Raw genomic sequence first — 16282 nt, 5'->3', positions numbered from 1 at the left:
GCGCATGAGCAGCGGAAACCGTGCGACGCGGGTGGTGCGAGGAGACTGACGGCCGGTCGGAGACGACGGGCGGTTCAGTGAAGGGATCTCGGGATCCGAGAGAGAGTGGCACCGGCGCCCCGGAGGGGGCGATACACACGGGCCGCCATAACCGTACCACCATCGCCGGCCGGTTGGGGGGAAGTTCCTTACCGATGGCTTACCCGTGGCCGGTGAACCGATCTCGTGTGGACCTCGTACAGAGGGGCGCACCGCCAGCGGTCCTCGCACGGAAGGAACGTCGCGTGTCACTGTTCACGCGCTCCAGCCCCTCACCCGACACGGACGACACGGACGGCGCCCCCGGCATGGGCGGGACGGACGGGACGAGTGCGCCGTCGACGGCAGAACCGTCGGCCGCTCCGACCGCCGGCCCGGCGGCCGACACGTCGGCCTCGGACGCCTCCGTCGCCGGCGCTCCGGCGGCGCCCGGCCGGCCGTCGCGCCGATGGCGGCGGTACCGCGCGGCGTTCCGGGAGAAGCACCCGCGCGCCGCACGCGCGTGGTCGTGGGGTGTCACCGCGCTGGCCGCCGCCCTGGTGTTCTTCGCGCTGTTCATGCCGGGCAAGGCCGAGTACTTCGAGGCCCGGCAGTTCCTGCGGATCCCCGTGGAACCGATCCTCGCCGCCGCCCTGCTGCTGGTGCTGCCGCGCCGGCCACGGCTTGCGGGGGCGGTCGTCATCGGGCTCGGCCTGGCCGTCCTGGTGGTCGTGAAGGCGCTGGACATCGGCTTCAACCAGTTCCTCGGCCGCGGTTTCAACGTGGTCCTCGACTGGGGCCTGCTCGACGACGCCGAGTCCTATGTGCGGGACACCCTCGGCGGAGCGGGCGCGCGGGCGGCCGTGTCCGGCCTGGTGGCGCTGGTGCTGCTGCTGTTCGCCGTCATGGCGCTGGCCGTGGTGCGGCTCACGAACCTGCTGGTGCGCGACCGGGAACGGGCGACGAAGGGCGTCGTCGTCGCCGGCACGGTGTGGATCACCTGTGCGGCGCTCGGCCTGACGCCCCTCGACGACACCGCGGTCGCCTCCAGGAGCACCATCGGTTTCGTGCAGGACCGCTGGGGCCGGGTCCAGGAGACGCTGCGGGACGAGGCCGCGTTCGCCGAGGAGGTCAAGAAGGACCGGTTCGCCGATGTGCCCGCCGACCGGCTGCTGACCGGGCTGCGCGGCAAGGACGTCACGATCGCCTTCATCGAGAGCTACGGGCGCGCCGCCCTGCAGGACCCCGCCGTCGCACCCGGCGTGAAGGGGGCCCTCGACGAGGAGGGCAAGGCGCTGGCCGAGGCCGGGTTCGCGGCGAGGAGCGGCTGGCTGACCTCCGCGACGTACGGCGGCAGCAGTTGGCTCGGGCACTCCACGTTCCTCACCGGCCTGTGGATCGACAACCAGAGCCGCTACCGCACGGTCACCGCCGGCGACCGCCTCACCCTGCCCGGCGCCTTCGCCAAGACCGACGCCTGGCGCACGGTCGGGGTCGTGCCCGGCGTCCGGTACAACTGGCCCGAAGGCCACTTCTACGGCTTCGACAAGGTCTACGACTCCCGAGATGTCGGTTACCGGGGACCGAAGTTCAGCTGGTCGACCATGCCCGACCAGTACGCGCTCACCGCGTTCGAACGCCTGGAGGCCGCCAAGAAGCGTGACAAGCCGCTGATGGCGGAGATCATCCTGACCTCCAGCCACCAGCCGTGGGCACCGCTGCCGAAGATGGTCGGCTGGGACGAGGTCGGCGACGGCTCGGTCTACAGGGCCGTCGAGAAAGCGGGCAAGGACCCGGCGGACGTGTTCACCGACCCCGTCGAGGTGAAGGAGGAGTACGGCAAGTCCGTCCAGTACTCGCTGCACAGCCTCCTGCAGTACCTGGAGAGGTACGGCGACAAGAACTCGGTGCTGGTCTTCCTGGGCGACCACCAGCCCATGGCGAGGGTCAGCGGCGACGGCGCGAGCCACGACGTACCGGTCACCATCGTCGCCCATGACCCGAAGGTGCTCGACCGGATCGACGACTGGGGCTGGTCCGACGGGCTCAGGCCCGGCGCCGACGCCCCGGTCTGGCGCATGGATTCCTTCCGTGACCGCTTCCTCACCGCGTACGGCGAGGAGCCGAAGGCGGCCGGTACGCCCGCGCCGTAGCCCTCCGCACCGCGTGGGCGGCTGCCCGGAACGGGGACCGGGCAGCCGCTCCGGCGGTCACCCGCGAAGCTCGAAGACGCCGTACCCGAAGCCCTGGGCGGTGATCGTACCGTCCGAGACCACCACACCCCGTGCTTCCAGCGTCCCGGGGACGGCGGGCTCGTACGGGCAACTCGCCGTGTGCCGCTGCGGGTTGACGACCACCAGGTAGCGTCCGCCCCGCACGTACACGAACGGGTACCCCGCGTGCAGGACCTCCACCGAACCGCCGGCGCCCAGCTCGGGTGTGCGCCTGCGCAGGGCGATCAGACGGCGTACGAGATGCAGGAGCGAGGTGTCGTCGGCGCGCTGGGCTGCCACGTCAGGGCGGTCGGGGGAGGGGTCGACAGGGAGGTAGAGGCGGTCGGCGGGGGCGCTGGAGAACCCCGCGTTCGGGGTCCCGTCCCACTGCATGGGCGTGCGGGAGCCCGCGCGGTTGTAGCGGGGGCCGAGGACGCTGCCCTCCGTGTCGGGCAGGCCCGGGACGTACCGCATGCCGATCTCGTCGCCGTAGTAGATCGCCGGAAGCGTCGGCCAGGTCATCTGGAAGACGAAGGCGGCGGGGAGCTGGCCGGCCGTGCGGGGGCCGCAGTTGAGGCGGGAGAAGTCGTGGTTGGCGGTGGGCAGCGCGATCGAGCCAGCGCCGCCGACCGCCGCGGACGCCTGCCGCCAGGCCTCGACGAAGGGGCGCGGCGAGCCGTGGCCGCTCGCGTCGAAGAAACAGTCGAGCGGGTCCCACTGCTCGTGGACCGTGCCCTCGCCGTTGTTCCACAGTGAGCGCAGGGCGAGGCCGTCGGTGGCGCCGCCGAAGTGCAGGAAGAAGTCGGCGTGGAACCCGGCCGGGACCGACACCTCCGGCTCGCCCCACTCGGCGAGCAGCACGGCGTCCGGGTGGGCGGCGTCCAGCCAGTGCCGCAGCTCCGTCCAGAGGCGAGAGGTCTCGACCCTGTCCGGGTCGTCCTTGACGAGCGAGGCGGCCATGTCGACGCGGAAGCCGGCCACACCGAGGCTCAGCCAGTGGTCCATGATCGTGCGGAGGGCGTGGCGGTTGGCGCGCGGGCCGTCGGCGTCGACCGGCAGCCGCCAGGGCTCGGCCGGATTCCCGCGCGCGTAACCGAAGTTGAGGGCGGGCTGGGAGTCGAAGAAGTTCGGGAGATACGCGCCGGGGCGGCTGCCGGGGGAGGCCACGAAACCTTCGGGACGGCCGTGCGGCGCCCAGATGTAGCGGTGGTCGTCCGGGTCGTTCGCGGACGCCCGGAACCACGGGTGGTCGACGGAGGTGTGCCCGGCGACCAGGTCCAGCAGGATCCGGATGCCGCGGGGGGCCGCCTCGTCGACGAGCCTCGCCAGGTCGTCGTTCGTGCCGTAGCGCGGGGCGACGTTCAGATAGTCCGCGACGTCGTATCCGGCGTCGCGGAACGGCGAGACGAAGCAGGGGTTCAGCCAGACGGTGTCGACGCCCAGCCAGGAGAGATGGTCGAGGTGTTCGGCGATTCCGGCGAAGTCCCCGATGCCGTCCCCGTCGGAGTCGGCGAAGGACTGCGGATAGATCTGGTAGAAGACGGCGTCGGCCAGCCAGGTCGGGGCGGGACGGAACGAGGTCATGGCCAGACCCTAGGCGACGGCGTGCGCCGACCGCTGCCCCGAGTCAGGGCCTAAGCTGACGTGATGTTCACCCCGCAAGGCCCCAGCCTCCGCGAACTCGCCGTCCAGGCCCTCTCCTCCGTAGAACACGGCTACGACCTGCTCGCCCCCAAGTTCGACGAAACCCCGTTCCGTACCCCGGGCCCGATCCTGGAGGCGGTCGAGGCGGCCCTGTCGTCGCTGGGGCCCTTCGTGCACGGCCTGGACCTCTGCTGCGGTACCGGCGCCGGTATGGAGGTGCTGCGCGAGGTGTGCCGGGAGGGTGTCACCGGCGTCGACATCAGCGCGGGGATGCTGGCGGTGGGCAGGCGGCGGCTGGGCGGTCCCGGCAACGGCCCCGGTTCCGGCGCTCCGCGTGTGTCGTGGGTGCGCGGGGACGCCCTGGCGCTGCCCTTCGCCCCCGTCTTCGACGTGGCCGTCAGCTTCGGCGCGTTCGGGCACTTCCTGCCGGAGCAGCTGCCGAGGCTGTTCAGCGAGGTGCGCTCCGTACTGCGGCCCGGCGGACGCTTCGCGTTCCCGCTGCCCGCGCCCGCCCCGCCCAGCTCCCCCTGGTACTGGGCGGCGCTGGGCTTCGACGCGGCGATGCGGGTGCGCAACGCCCTCTGGCGACCGCCGTTCGTCATGTACTACCGGCCGTTCCGGCTCGGCGTGGTGCGGGACGAGCTGGAACGCGCGGGCTTCGAGGTGGAGTCGTACGCGCTGCCCGAGTTCGGTCGGCGGACCGACGGCAGCCCGCGCTGCCGGATGGTGGTGGCCACCCGCACGGGGTGAGCGGCCGGGGTCCCGTGCGGCAGCGCCCGGACGAAGCGCCGCCGTTCGCCGGGACGGGGGCCGCCCGGCCTCCCCGAACATTCCCGACTGGTCGGACAGGGCCGGTAGGAGTGGTGCGACGGAACCACTCCTACCGGTCCCGGTCCCGGGACAGGAACACGGGCGGGGTGGGCTCCGCGCGGGCCGGGACGACGTGCCAGTAGTCCCTGGTCTCCACGGCGAGGCCGGTCGCGTCGAACCGTACGAAGACGCAGCCCGCGAGCGTCTGCGGCTCCCGGCCGACCTCCGACAGCACCCGGAACTCGGCGACGGCCACCCCGTCCTGTCCGATCACCGGGTCCGAGAAGCGCACGTCGTCCACCCGCTCGCCGGTGAAGGACCAGCGCAGATACCCGGCGAGTTCGTCACGGCCCCGGTGCGGCTCCCGGAAGGGCATCGACCGGTGGACGCAGTCCGTCGCGTACAACTCCAGGATCGCCTCGACGTCATGCGCGGCCCACGCCCGCTGCCACACACTGACGAACCGCCGGGCGGCCTGCGCCGTGTCCATCGTCCCGGCCCCCTCAGAGCTGCGCGGCCAGCCAGCGCAGCTTGACCGCCTCCTGGTAGGGGCCGCCGCCCTCGTGGTCGTTGAAGTCGTAGACCTCGATGCGCTTGTTCGCCTCGGCCCAGGCGTTGAAGGCCGCGAAGACCGTGGACGGCGGGCAGGTCTGGTCCTCCAGCGCCGCCGAGAACAGGGCGGCGGCCCGGCCGCGCGCGGCGAAGTGCACGCCGTCGAAGTAGGCGAGGGTGCGCCCGACCTGCTCGGTACGGCCGCGGTGGGTCTTGAGGTACTTGCCGATCTCGCGGTACGGGTCGCGGTCGGTGATCGTCGTGGAGCGCGGGAAGTCGCAGAGGAAGGGCACGTCGGGCGCGACCGCGACCAGATCGGGAACGAGTCCGCCGACGGCGATGGAGATGCCGCCTCCCTGGCTGGAACCCACGACGGCCGTGCGCGCCGCGTCGGTCCGCGGATGCGAGCGGGCGGCCTCGACCGCGCGTACGGCGTCGGTGTAGACCCGGCGGTAGTAATAGTTCTCGGGGGCGTCGACGCCCCGGGTCATGAAGCCGGGGAAGGCGGGGGCGCCCGCCACCGGGTCGGGGGTGTCCCCGCCTCCGCCCCAGGCGCTGCCCTGGCCCCGGGTGTCCATGACGAAGTGGGCGTAGCCGGCCGAGGCCCACAGGAGATGGGTGTGGGGCAGGCCGCGGCCGCCGCCGTAACCGATGAACTCCACGACGGTGGGCAATGGTTCGCCGGCGCCGGCCGGGAGGGCCAGCCAGCCCTTGACGGGGTGTCCGCCGAACCCGGAGAAGGTGACGTCGTACACCTCGACCGTCTTTAGGTGGGTCTCGACCGGCTCGAAGCGGGCGTCGAGGTCGTGCTCGCGGGCCTCCTGGAGCGTCTTGGTCCAGAAGGCGTCGAAGTCCTCGGGCTCCGTCGAAGCGCTTCGATAACCGCGAAGCTCGTCCAACGGCAGGTCGAACAGGGCCATGAAGGACCACCTTGTGAGTTCTGAGGTGCGGATGATCACACCGTACGTGGGGCGCCGCGGGCCGCCAAGGGGCTGTTTTCGCGCCCGCGACGGCCCGCGCGTTCACCTGTGGTCGGCGCCCGCCAGGGCCCGAAAGCCCGCCGGGCTCGACACGATGCCCGGGTTCCGCAGCGGGAACCACGTGAAGTCGGCCCTCGGCCGGATGGGAATCGTCCGCGCTCCCGTGTCGTGCCCGGTGCAGGGCCCCGGTGGCAGGCCGCGGTACCGGGTCCGGGACGTCACGCCCAGCGGTGGCCCCAGTCGGGGCCCGTCCGTGCCCACTCCCGCTCCCATTCGGCCAGCCGGTGCCGGATGGCGACCCGGCGGACGACCAGGTGCCCGAGCAGGACGACGCCGACGACGCCGCCGGTGGCGCAGGTGCCCATGGCGAGCGCGTGCTGCCAGACGGCGGTGTCGGTCGGGGGCGGCTGGACGCTGCGGCCCGCGTCGTCCAGCCAGACGTCGGCGCGGTCGCCGCGCTCGGTGCCGGCCGGCACCCGCGCCTCACCGGTGCGGGAGCCGCCGTCGGGCTCCGTCCAGCGCGCCCGCACCCAGAAGGCGGGCTGTTTGTCCTCGTGTGCCGAGGGCACCGAGGCCGGGGCCTTCTCGACGATCACGGCGCTCACCCGGTCGAGCGCGGCCCGCTCGGCCGTCGCGTGGGCCCGCGCGTCCGCGTGGGCCCACCGGCCCACCACCACCCCGGCGGCCGGGGCGGCGAGGGCGAGGAGCAGCACGACGCACAGGACGGTCCACGCCTCGACGACGTCCGAGCGGCGGCGCAGCGGATTGGCCCGCCAACGCCACCCGAACACCTGGCCTCGCATCTCGCCCTCCCTCGCCGGTTCGGTCCTCGTGTACGAGAACCCCGGTCTGGACTGGTCCGCACTTCCGGTGTACCCGAAAGAGGGCGTGATGGCATGGTTTGCGCCGTAAATCATGGGGCCGCGGCGGTCTGCGGGTACGAGATCCGGTCGTGCGGAGGGGACCCGGTCGTGGGAACGGGGCCCCCGCGAAGGTCAGCCGAACCGTTCGATGCGGATGCGGTCCACGGGCTGTCCGGCCGCGACCAGGAGCCGCGAGGCGTGCTCGGCGAACGCGTTGGAGCCGCACACGTAGGCCTCCCATCCGCCCGTCGGCGGCGCGGCGAGCAACGGTGCCACATGGGCCGCCGACAGCCGCCCCACCGGCACCCCCTCGGGCGCCCGGCGGGTGAACACCGCCGTCGTCTCAGGGCCGTACTCCGCCGCGTAGACCAGCTCCCCGGGCCCGCGCGCGGACACCAGCAGCCGCAGCGGGACGTCGAGCCCGCGCGCCCGGTGGTGGCGGATCATCGACATGAGCGGTACGACACCGGAACCGGCGCCGACCAGCAGCGCGGGCCGGTCTCCGGGCCAGGCGAAGAAGCCGCTGAGCGGGCCCCGCACCTCGACCTCGTCGCCGGGCCGGGCCTCGGTGTGGAACCACCCGGAGACCTCGCCGCCCTCGACGTGGTCCAGGGTCAGCTCGATGTGCCCGCTGCCGTCCGGCGGTGACGCCAGCGAGTAGTGGCGCTGCGCCGTGTAGCCGTCCGCGGCGGTCAGCCGCAGCATCAGGTGCTGTCCCGGCAGATGCCCCGCCCACCCGGGCACCGCGAACCGGAACGTGGCCACGGCCGGTGTCTCGTGCCGGATCTCCGTGAGAGTCGCCCGCTGCCACAGCGACGCGGCCCGGTCGCTCACGGCGATCCGGCCGGGCACGGCGAACCGTGTGGGCGGAGTGAAGGCCGGCCCGGGCGCAGGGGTGACGACCGTGTGCGTCGTTGTCTCAGTCACCGGAGTACCGCTGCTCCTCCCACGGGTTGCCCCGTGCGTGATAGCCGTTCTGCTCCCAGAAGCCGGGTTCGTCGTGGTCGAGGAGCCGTAGGCCCGCGATCCACTTGGCGCTCTTCCAGAAGTACAGGTGTGGCACCAGCAGCCGTGCCGGGCCGCCGTGCTCGGCGGGCAGCGGCTTGCCGTCGTACTCCCACGCGATCCAGGCGCGTCCGTCGGTGAGGTCCGCGAGCGGGAGGTTCGTGGTGTAGCCGCTGTGCGCGTACGCGACCGCGTGGGTGGCGGACGCGTCGGGCCGGGCGGCGTCCAGGAGGACGTCCAGCGAGACGCCCCCGAACCGCACGCCGAACTTCGACCAGCTCGTCACACAGTGGATGTCACCCTCGTACGCCGACGCGGGCAGCGCGCGCGCCTCGTCCCAGCCCCAGGTGCGCGGATCCGCCACCAGACCGTCGATCCGGAAGGTCCAGTCGGCGGGCGTGAGGTCGGGGGTGACCTCGGCCGACAGGACGGGCCAGTCGTCGCCGGCGTCGTACTGGCCGGGCGGCAGTCCGGGATGGTGGACGCGCGGGCGTCCGGTGAAGCCTCGGGTGACGTTCATGGGGTCCCACGTGACGACGGTGAATGCTGAGTCGTCCCACCGTACGTGCCCGCGGCGGGTGCCCGGGCCCCGGGGCCCGAGGGCGATCGTTGCGGCCGTATGAACTCTTCGGCGGCCCGGGAATACAAGCTCGGCGATCTCCCTTGCCGTGTTCAGTCGCATCAGAACAGAGTGGAGAGCGCATGTCCGAGTACGCGAGCGGCAGTGAGGGTGCGGGTGTCGTGCCGCACGTCCTGGACAACCCCGCCCTCGCCTCCCTCACCGGGCCGCACGCCCACTTCGCCGAGCGGCGGGGCCGGGTGCTGCGCTATCCCCTCGCCGTGTCGCCGTGGCTGGCCCTCCCCGACGAGCCGGACGCGGACGACTGGGCCGACCTCGCGGCACTGGCCGGCCCCGGCGCCGAGGTCCCGGTCCCGGCCTACACCGGGGGCTTCCCGGCCGACTGGGAGGTGACCTTCGATCTTGAAGGCGTGCAGCTCGTCGACGACCAGGTCGCCGCGGCCCCGGACGACGAGGCCGTACGACTCGGCGCTGCCGACGTGCCCGAGATGCTCGACCTCGTCGAGCGCACCCAGCCGGGCCCCTTCCTGCCCCGCACCGTCGAGATGGGCACCTATCTCGGTGTCCGCCGCGTCGGCGCGCTGGTCGCGATGGCCGGCGAGCGGCTGCACCCGCCCGGCTGGACCGAGATCAGCGCGGTCTGCACCGACCCCGCCTTCCGCGGCGCGGGCCTCGCCACCCGCCTCGTCCTCGCCGTCGCCCACGGCATCCGCGAGCGCGGTGAGACCCCCTTCCTCCACACCGCCGCGACCAACACGACCGCCATCCGCCTCTACGAGACCCTCGGCTTCCGTCTGCGTCGCACCACCCGCTTCATGGCGGCCCGGGTGCCGGCGCTGGACGCGGGGGAGGAGCGGGTGGGGGTGTAGCGGCGGTGGAGGCGGGCGTGCGGCGGGACGCTTCGGCGAGCCGCTCGCGCCCTTGAGGGCCGGGCGCGACCATGGGGTAGGGTTGCCGGGCCAGTCAGCACGTGGACCGAGGAGGTGAGACCCATTACCGCTGTGTCAGGTCGGGTGCTCTCACCTCAACGCGGCGCGGTGCACGGCCGATAGGCCACCGCGGGAGCGCCCTTCGGCCCACCGAAAGGCTCTCGGCTGTCATGCCACTTCTCTCGATCTCCTCCGCCGTCACGGCACTTCGCGCCGCCGGGTGCGTCTTCGCCGAGGACGAGGCGGAGTTGATCCTCACCACCGCCCGTACCGCGGACGAGGCCGCCGCCATGGTCGACCGCCGGGTCGCCGGCCTCCCCCTCGAACTCGTCCTCGGCTGGGCGGATTTCGCCGGTCTGCGCGTCACCGTGGAACCCGGCGTTTTCGTCCCCCGCCGCCGCACCGAGTTCCTGGTGGAGCGGGCCCTCGCCGCAGTCCCCGGTGCCAAGGTCGTCGTCGACCTGTGCTGCGGCTCAGGCGCGGTGGGCGCCGCCCTGGCCGCGGCGCTCGACGGCGCCGCACTCCACGCCGCCGACATCGACCCGACGGCGGTGCGCTGCGCCCGCCGCAACATCGCCCCGCACGGCGGTCACGTCCACGAGGGTGACCTCTTCGCGGCGCTGCCCGACCGCCTGCGGGGCCGCGTCGACATCCTCGCGGCGAACGTCCCCTACGTACCGACCGGTGAGGTCCCGTTCCTGCCGAGCGAGGCCCGCGACCATGAACCCCTGGTCGCCCTGGACGGCGGCACGGACGGCCTCGACGTCCTGCGCAGGGTCGCCGCCGAGGCCACCGCATGGCTGGCGCCGGGCGGCTGTCTGCTCGTCGAGACCAGCGAACGCCAGGCGCCGCTCGCGCTGGAGGCGTTCCACCGCTCCGGCCTCACCGCGCACACCGCCGTCTCACGGGAGATGCACGCCCACGTGGTGCTCGGCACCCGGCCCTGAGGCACGCCTCCCGAGGAGCCGTCCCGAGGAGCGCCCGGCATGTGGCCTTGCCCTCAATCATTGTGCAACTAGTTGCATAAACGGTGTGGCGTCGTCTACAACCGTGCTGACGACGCCACGCACGGAGGGCCCCATGAGCCGTTACCCGCACCTGCTGAGCCCGCTGGACCTGGGCTTCACCACGCTCCCCAACCGTGTCCTCATGGGCTCCATGCACGTGGGCCTGGAGGAGGCCGAACGCGGCTTCGAGCGCATGGCGGAGTTCTACGCGGCACGGGCCCGCGGGGGAGTGGGGCTCATCGTCACCGGCGGCATCGCACCCAACGACGCCGGCCGGCCGGTCGAGGGAGGCGCCAAGCTCACCACCGAAGCCGAGGCGGACGAGCACCGCCTGATCACCGACGCCGTCCACCGCGAGGGCGGCCGGATCGCGATGCAGATCCTGCACTTCGGGCGGTACGCCTACCACCGCGACCTGGTCGCCCCGAGCGCCCTCCAAGCCCCGATCAGCCCGTTCGTCCCGCACGCGCTCACGGACGCCGAGGTCGAGCAGACGATCGACGACTACGCCAACGCGGCCCGCCTCGCCCGCCGCGCCGGGTACGACGGCGTCGAGATCATGGGCTCCGAGGGTTATCTGATCAACGAGTTCATCGCCGCCGGGACCAACCACCGCGACGACCGCTGGGGCGGCTCCTACGAGAACCGGATGCGCTTCCCCGTGGAGATCGTGCGCCGGGTGCGCGAGGCGGTCGGTGAGGACTTCATCGTCGTCTACCGGCTGTCGATGCTCGACCTCGTGCCCGGCGGCTCCAGCTGGGAGGAGGTGGTCACGCTGGCGAAGGCCGTCGAGGCGGCCGGGGCGACCATCATCAACACCGGTATCGGCTGGCACGAGGCCCGGATCCCCACCATCGCGACCTCGGTGCCGCGCGGCGCGTACACCTGGGTGACCAGGAAGCTCATGGGCGCGGTCTCGGTGCCGCTCGTCACGACCAACCGCATCAACACCCCCGAGCTGGCCGAGGAACTGCTCGCCGACGGCCACGCCGACATGGTGTCCATGGCCCGCCCGATGCTCGCCGACCCCGACTTCGTCAACAAGGCCCGCGAGGGGCGCTCCGAGGCCATCAACACCTGCATCGGCTGCAACCAGGCATGCCTCGACCACACCTTCGGCGGGAAGATCACCTCCTGCCTGGTCAACCCGCGCGCCTGCCACGAGACGGAACTCGTCCTCTCCCCGACCCGGCTGCGCAAGCGGGTCGCCGTCGTCGGGGCGGGCCCGGCCGGTCTCGCCTGCGCGGTGAGCGCCGCCGAACGCGGCCACGCCGTCACGCTGTTCGACGCCGCGAGCGAGATCGGCGGCCAGCTCAACGTCGCCCGCAAGGTCCCCGGCAAGCAGGAGTTCGACGAGACCCTGCGCTACTTCCGCCACCAGCTCGACGCGCACGGCGTCGACGTACGCCTGGACACCCGCGTCGCCGCCGACGACCTCACGGCCTACGACGAGGTCGTCGTCGCCACCGGGGTCACCCCCCGCACCCCCGAACTGCCCGGCGTCGACCACCCCAAGGTCGTCGGCTACCTCGACGTCCTGCGCGACGGCGTCACCGTCGGTGACCGGGTGGCGATCCTCGGCGCGGGCGGTATCGGCTTCGACGTCGCCGAGTACCTGACCGACGGCGGGGAGAAGACGAGCGAGGACCCGGCCGCGTACTTCCGGCAGTGGGGCGTCGACATGGACTACCGCGCCCCCGGCGGCCTCGCCGCCCCCGAGCGGCCCGCTCCGCCCCGCTCCGTGCACCTCCTCCAGCGCAAGACCTCCAAGGTCGGCGCCGGACTGGGCAAGACCACCGGGTGGATCCACCGCACCGAGCTGAAGCACCGGGGCGTCACCATGGTCCCCGGCGTCCGGTACGACCTGATCGACGACGCCGGACTGCATGTCACCGTCGACGGCGTTCGCCAGGTGCTGGAGGTCGACACGGTCGTCCTGTGCACCGGTCAGGACCCGTGCCGCGACCTGTACGACGACCTGGTGGCGGCCGGGCGCTCCGCGCACCTCATCGGCGGGGCCGACGTGGCGGCCGAACTGGACGCCAAGCGGGCGATCCTCCAGGGGACCGAGGTGGCGGCGGCGCTGTAGCCGCCCTTCCACGAGGTGCGCGGGGCGGTCGTGCGCCCCGGGCCTTCCTAGGATGAGCCCATGTCACTCCCGCACGCGATCCTCACCGCCCTGCTCGAGAAGCCGTCGTCGGGCCTTGAGCTGACCCGGCGGTTCGACCGGTCGATCGGCTACTTCTGGTCGGCGACGCACCAGCAGATCTACCGCGAGCTGGGACGGCTGGAGGGCGAGGGCCACATCCGGGCCCTGCCCTCCGAACGGCCCGCCCGAGGACAGAGGAAGAGCTACGAGGTCCTGCCGGCGGGCCGCGACGAACTGGCTCGCTGGACCGCCGCACCCCAGGACCCCAAGCCGTGGCGTGACGCGCTCTTCGTTCGGCTGCGCGCGGCGGCCGTGGTCGGCACGGCCGGTCTCCAGGACGATCTGCGGCGTCATCTCACGTTGCACCAGCGGCAGTTGGCGGAGTACGAGGAGATCGAGAGGCGGGACTTCGGGCCCGGCCGGAACACGGCCCAGGACCGGCTTCAGCATCTGATCCTTCGGGCGGGCATCGACCTGCAGACCTTCTGGACCCAGTGGCTGACCAACGCCCTGGAGGAGTTCGACACCCTGCCGAGGGCCGTCGGTGACGGGGGTGACGCCGGCGACGGCGCGGGGCCCTAGCAGGCGGTCAGAGGCGGTGCGGCTTGGCCCGGCGGCGCAGGTACCAGACGGCGGCGCCCGTGCCCAGGGCCACCAGCGCGCCACCGCCGACGAGCGTGACGGTGCCGTACTCGCGGGTCGCGCCGCCGACGCCGCCCATGACGCCCCGTGCGGGCGAGGCCGGGGCGGAGACGGCGGGGGTGGAGATGGCGGGGGTGGCGGCGGTGACGATGACGGACTGGGTTCCCGCCGTGGTCCCGTCCTTGCACACCGCGATCACGGTGTAGGTGCCCGGGCCCACGTTCGCCCAGGAGGCGGCCTGGTTGGTGCTCGTGCCGGTGAGGGTCGCCTGGCGCCCCTGGGAGAAGTTCGCCTGCCCGCTGGAGAGCAGCGAGGCGGTGCCGAAGGTGCCGTTGGCGCTGTCGGGGCAGTCGTCGGTGGTGACGGTGACGGAGGATCCCGTGGTGCTCACCTGGATGCCGGTGGGGGCCGCGGCGGCCGACGGAGTGGCCAGGGCGATCGGCAGCACCGCGGCGGCCGCGGCCGGGCCGAAGCGGAGGAGTAGCTGAGACGTACGCATGGTCTGCCCTCCAGCGGCACGGTGGCGGCACGTCCCTTGCGCCGCCGAGGATCGGGAGACCCGTGCTGCCTCAGGGCGAGCCAACGCGCCGCCCGCCCGGTCCGCACCCGGACGGCCCCCGAGCAGGTGACGCGTTCCGCCGAGCGGGGGACCCGGCGCACACCCCGTGGCGGCCGGCCCGGCTCAGCCTCCGGTGGTCACCGTCCGTTCCGGCGAGAATCCGCCCCAGGTCCCGTCCGGGAGTTTCGCGCGGATCCGCACCCGGTACGACACGCCGGACTCCCGGCCCGCGTAGAAGCCGTGCGCGGCCCGGCCCCGGGGCGGGGTCCCGCCCCAGACGAGCGTGGTCGCCGGACGTCCGTCCAGCTGGATCTCGTACTCCGTGATCACACCGTCGACGCGCGGCGGACGCCACGACAGCTCGATGGAGTAGGCCCCGTCGGCCCGGCGGGTGCCGGCGCGGAACCCGGTGGGCGCGGTGCCCCGTCCGTCGTCCGTCCCCGGCGCTGTGGTGAGCCGCACCGTCCCGCTCACGGGGGAGACGTTGTCCGCCGCATCCCGCGCCCGCACGGTGAAGGAGTACCGGGTGCCGGCCCGCAGGCCCGTGACCACGGCCGCCGTCTGCTGCCCGCCCACGCTGTGGATCTTCGAACCGCCCTGGAGGATGTCGTACGACACCACGCCACGGTCGTCGGTCGACGGTCCCCAGGACAGCTGGACCGCCCTGCTCCCGACCGCTCTGCCGTCGAGGAGCCCCGGACGGGTCGGGGAGCGGCGGTCCGCCGTCCCGGCGGCGGGCGTCGTGGCCCGGACCTCCGCACTGGCCGGGCCGAGGTTCCCGGCGGCGTCGCGGGCCCGGACCGTGAACACGTAACCGGTGGAGGGCCGGAGCCGGGTGATGTCGGCCATGTGCGCGCCGCCCGGCACCTCCTTCACCTTGCTGCGGCCCCGGTACACCGCGTACCCGGCGATGCGCCCGTCGCCCGGAGCCCGGTTCCACATGACGTGCACGCTGGTGGCGCTGCCCGCCTCGGCGATGACACCGGGCGGGGCCGGCGGCGGGCGGCGACCGGGGGCCTGGTCGATCGCGCAGCCCGACGTGAGGAGCAGCGAGCCGCAGAGCAGTGAGCTACGGAGCAGTGAGCTACGGAGCAGCGGCGCCAGGGCGGGTGTCGGCACGGGAACGCGTCGCACGATCCTGCCCCCTCGGTCGTCGAGCCACGACGGATTGGTCTGTACCTGACTCCATGTATGACACGACTGACGCGCTCACATCAAGGGGTGGGCGCGGACCGGTCCAACCGCCGCCCGGGTCCCCACGACGACCGCGACGCGGTGCACGGCACGGCGGACGGATACGTATGCTGGTGACCTGACACGGCATGAACTCGCCTGACCCCAAGGCCCGTTCGCGTCGTACGGCGCGGGCCGCTGTCGTCGCCGATCCCGCGCCGACGAGAGCGGCCGAGCGGCCGGGGCCGAACCGGCCCGGGCCCTCGGCCGCGCACCCGAGTGCGGCGCGCCGTGGCCCGTCCGGCCCCCTCCCGGTGGCCGTCCTCTCCGACCCCCACCACCTTTGGGTGAGTGCCCGTCATGTCCCCCAGGAGAGGGTCCTCATCGTGCGTCTCCGCTCGTTGACGCTGGCCGCGGTCGGCGCCGCCCTGCTGGCCCCCGTGGCCCTGCCCGCCCTGGCGGCCGACCCGCAGCGTCCCGTGCAGCGGGAGGGCGAGGTGACCGCGGCCCGGCTGCTGGCCAAGGCGCGGGGCTGTGTCCGGGTGTCCGAGGGGCTCTACAGCAGCGACGCGGGCACCCCCGCCGCCATCCCGGTCTGCGGTCTCGACGGTGCGGTGTTCTGGAAGGCCGACATGGACATCGACTGCGACGGCCGGCCGAGCCCGCACTGCAACCGCGACACCGACCCGTGGTTCCAGCCCACCACGTCGTTCCTGCAGTCCGACGGCCGGTACCTGCGCTCCGAGAGCCTGCCCTTCGTCGTCGTTCCCGTCGCGAGCCGTATCTGGGACCACCGGGTCCACGGCATCAGGGGCGGTTCGGTCGCCGCCGTCATTTACGAAGACCGCGTCCAGTACGCCGTCGTCGGTGACACCGGTCCCCAGAACATCATCGGCGAGGCCTCGTACGCCACGGCGAAGGCCCTCGGCATCCGCCCCGACCCGCGCACCGGCGGCACCGCGTCCGGCGTCACCTACATCCTCTTCGAGGACTCCAGGGTGACCCCGATCGAGGACCACGACGCGGCGGTGCGCCTGGGGGAGGAACGGGCGCGGACATGGGTCGGCGGCCCGGCGCTGCGCAGAGGAGCGGCGATGCGGGGCGGGGCCGCGAGCTGACCCGGTACACATGGTGGGGGCCCGTCACCGCGCGGTGACG

15 protein-coding genes are annotated in these 16282 nt (G+C 73.1%); 7 read left to right on the top strand and 8 right to left on the bottom strand.

Annotated elements, in window-relative coordinates; translation table 11 throughout:
- Positions 1 to 284: 284 nt before the first annotated feature.
- Positions 285 to 2171, top strand: coding sequence for a sulfatase (locus ACFU5F_RS32805; RefSeq protein ID WP_383895224.1), 1887 nt, complete (start codon positions 285 to 287; stop codon positions 2169 to 2171).
- Positions 2172 to 2228: 57 nt separating this feature from the next.
- Here ACFU5F_RS32805 and ACFU5F_RS32800 read toward each other — a convergent pair whose 3' ends face one another.
- Positions 2229 to 3815 carry an alpha-amylase family glycosyl hydrolase gene (locus ACFU5F_RS32800; protein ID WP_383895221.1) on the bottom strand — a complete coding sequence of 529 codons (1587 nt, stop codon included), beginning with the start codon at positions 3813 to 3815 and terminating at the stop codon, positions 2229 to 2231.
- Between the two features lie 63 nt (positions 3816 to 3878).
- Between ACFU5F_RS32800 and ACFU5F_RS32795 the strand changes: the two genes are divergently transcribed.
- Positions 3879 to 4625, top strand: a complete 747-nt coding sequence (locus ACFU5F_RS32795) for a class I SAM-dependent methyltransferase (protein WP_383895218.1) — start codon at positions 3879 to 3881, stop codon at positions 4623 to 4625.
- 130 nt (positions 4626 to 4755) lie between these two features.
- On the opposite strand, the gene ACFU5F_RS32790 is transcribed toward ACFU5F_RS32795, so the two are convergent.
- The 5 genes from ACFU5F_RS32790 to ACFU5F_RS32770 all read right to left on the bottom strand — a co-directional run bounded on the left by ACFU5F_RS32790 (position 4756) and on the right by ACFU5F_RS32770 (position 8605).
- A complete protein-coding gene (locus ACFU5F_RS32790; protein ID WP_383895216.1) occupies positions 4756 to 5175 on the bottom strand; it encodes a nuclear transport factor 2 family protein in 420 nt (139 codons plus the stop codon).
- Positions 5176 to 5188: 13 nt separating this feature from the next.
- A complete protein-coding gene (locus tag ACFU5F_RS32785) occupies positions 5189 to 6157 on the bottom strand; it encodes an acetylxylan esterase (protein WP_383895213.1) in 969 nt (322 codons plus the stop codon).
- A gap of 278 nt (positions 6158 to 6435) precedes the next feature.
- The gene (locus tag ACFU5F_RS32780) at positions 6436 to 7020 is read right to left on the bottom strand and encodes a hypothetical protein (RefSeq protein WP_383895210.1); all 585 of its coding nucleotides are present in this window, start codon (positions 7018 to 7020) and stop codon (positions 6436 to 6438) included.
- Positions 7021 to 7212: 192 nt separating this feature from the next.
- Positions 7213 to 8007: a ferredoxin reductase gene (locus ACFU5F_RS32775; protein WP_383895208.1), complete on the bottom strand. Its 795-nt coding sequence runs from the start codon at positions 8005 to 8007 to the stop codon at positions 7213 to 7215.
- Positions 8000 to 8605 (bottom strand): sulfite oxidase-like oxidoreductase, encoded by a 606-nt coding sequence (locus ACFU5F_RS32770; RefSeq protein WP_383895206.1) that lies wholly within the window; start codon positions 8603 to 8605, stop codon positions 8000 to 8002. Before ACFU5F_RS32770 ends, ACFU5F_RS32775 begins: the two co-directional genes overlap by 8 nt.
- A 182-nt stretch (positions 8606 to 8787) precedes the next feature.
- Between ACFU5F_RS32770 and ACFU5F_RS32765 the strand changes: the two genes are divergently transcribed.
- The 4 genes from ACFU5F_RS32765 (at position 8788) to ACFU5F_RS32750 (ending at position 13332) form a co-directional block, all read left to right on the top strand.
- Positions 8788 to 9534, top strand: a complete 747-nt coding sequence (locus ACFU5F_RS32765) for a GNAT family N-acetyltransferase (protein ID WP_383895204.1) — start codon at positions 8788 to 8790, stop codon at positions 9532 to 9534.
- A 230-nt stretch (positions 9535 to 9764) separates the two neighbouring features.
- Positions 9765 to 10541 (top strand): putative protein N(5)-glutamine methyltransferase, encoded by a 777-nt coding sequence (locus ACFU5F_RS32760; protein WP_383895202.1) that lies wholly within the window; start codon positions 9765 to 9767, stop codon positions 10539 to 10541.
- A 133-nt stretch (positions 10542 to 10674) separates the two neighbouring features.
- A complete protein-coding gene (locus ACFU5F_RS32755; protein WP_383895199.1) occupies positions 10675 to 12690 on the top strand; it encodes an FAD-dependent oxidoreductase in 2016 nt (671 codons plus the stop codon).
- Positions 12691 to 12750: 60 nt separating this feature from the next.
- Positions 12751 to 13332: a PadR family transcriptional regulator gene (locus ACFU5F_RS32750; RefSeq protein WP_383895196.1), complete on the top strand. Its 582-nt coding sequence runs from the start codon at positions 12751 to 12753 to the stop codon at positions 13330 to 13332.
- Between the two features lie 7 nt (positions 13333 to 13339).
- On the opposite strand, the gene ACFU5F_RS32745 is transcribed toward ACFU5F_RS32750, so the two are convergent.
- Together ACFU5F_RS32745 and ACFU5F_RS32740 are read right to left on the bottom strand one after the other, a co-directional pair.
- Positions 13340 to 13891, bottom strand: a complete 552-nt coding sequence (locus tag ACFU5F_RS32745) for a hypothetical protein (RefSeq protein WP_383895194.1) — start codon at positions 13889 to 13891, stop codon at positions 13340 to 13342.
- 183 nt (positions 13892 to 14074) lie between these two features.
- Entirely contained in the window at positions 14075 to 15085 is a 1011-nt protein-coding gene (locus tag ACFU5F_RS32740) for a fibronectin type III domain-containing protein (RefSeq protein ID WP_383895191.1), read from the bottom strand.
- A 425-nt stretch (positions 15086 to 15510) separates the two neighbouring features.
- On the opposite strand from ACFU5F_RS32740, the gene ACFU5F_RS32735 reads away from it, so the two are divergent.
- Positions 15511 to 16242: a glycoside hydrolase family 75 protein gene (locus tag ACFU5F_RS32735; protein ID WP_383895291.1), complete on the top strand. Its 732-nt coding sequence runs from the start codon at positions 15511 to 15513 to the stop codon at positions 16240 to 16242.
- The last annotated feature ends 40 nt before the right edge of the window (positions 16243 to 16282 follow it).

Source organism: Streptomyces sp. NPDC057438 (assembly GCF_042802995.1).
Lineage (GTDB): Bacteria > Actinomycetota > Actinomycetes > Streptomycetales > Streptomycetaceae > Streptomyces.
The sequence above is the reverse complement of the archived record's forward strand: the minus strand, read 5'-3'. Positions and strand labels throughout refer to the sequence as shown.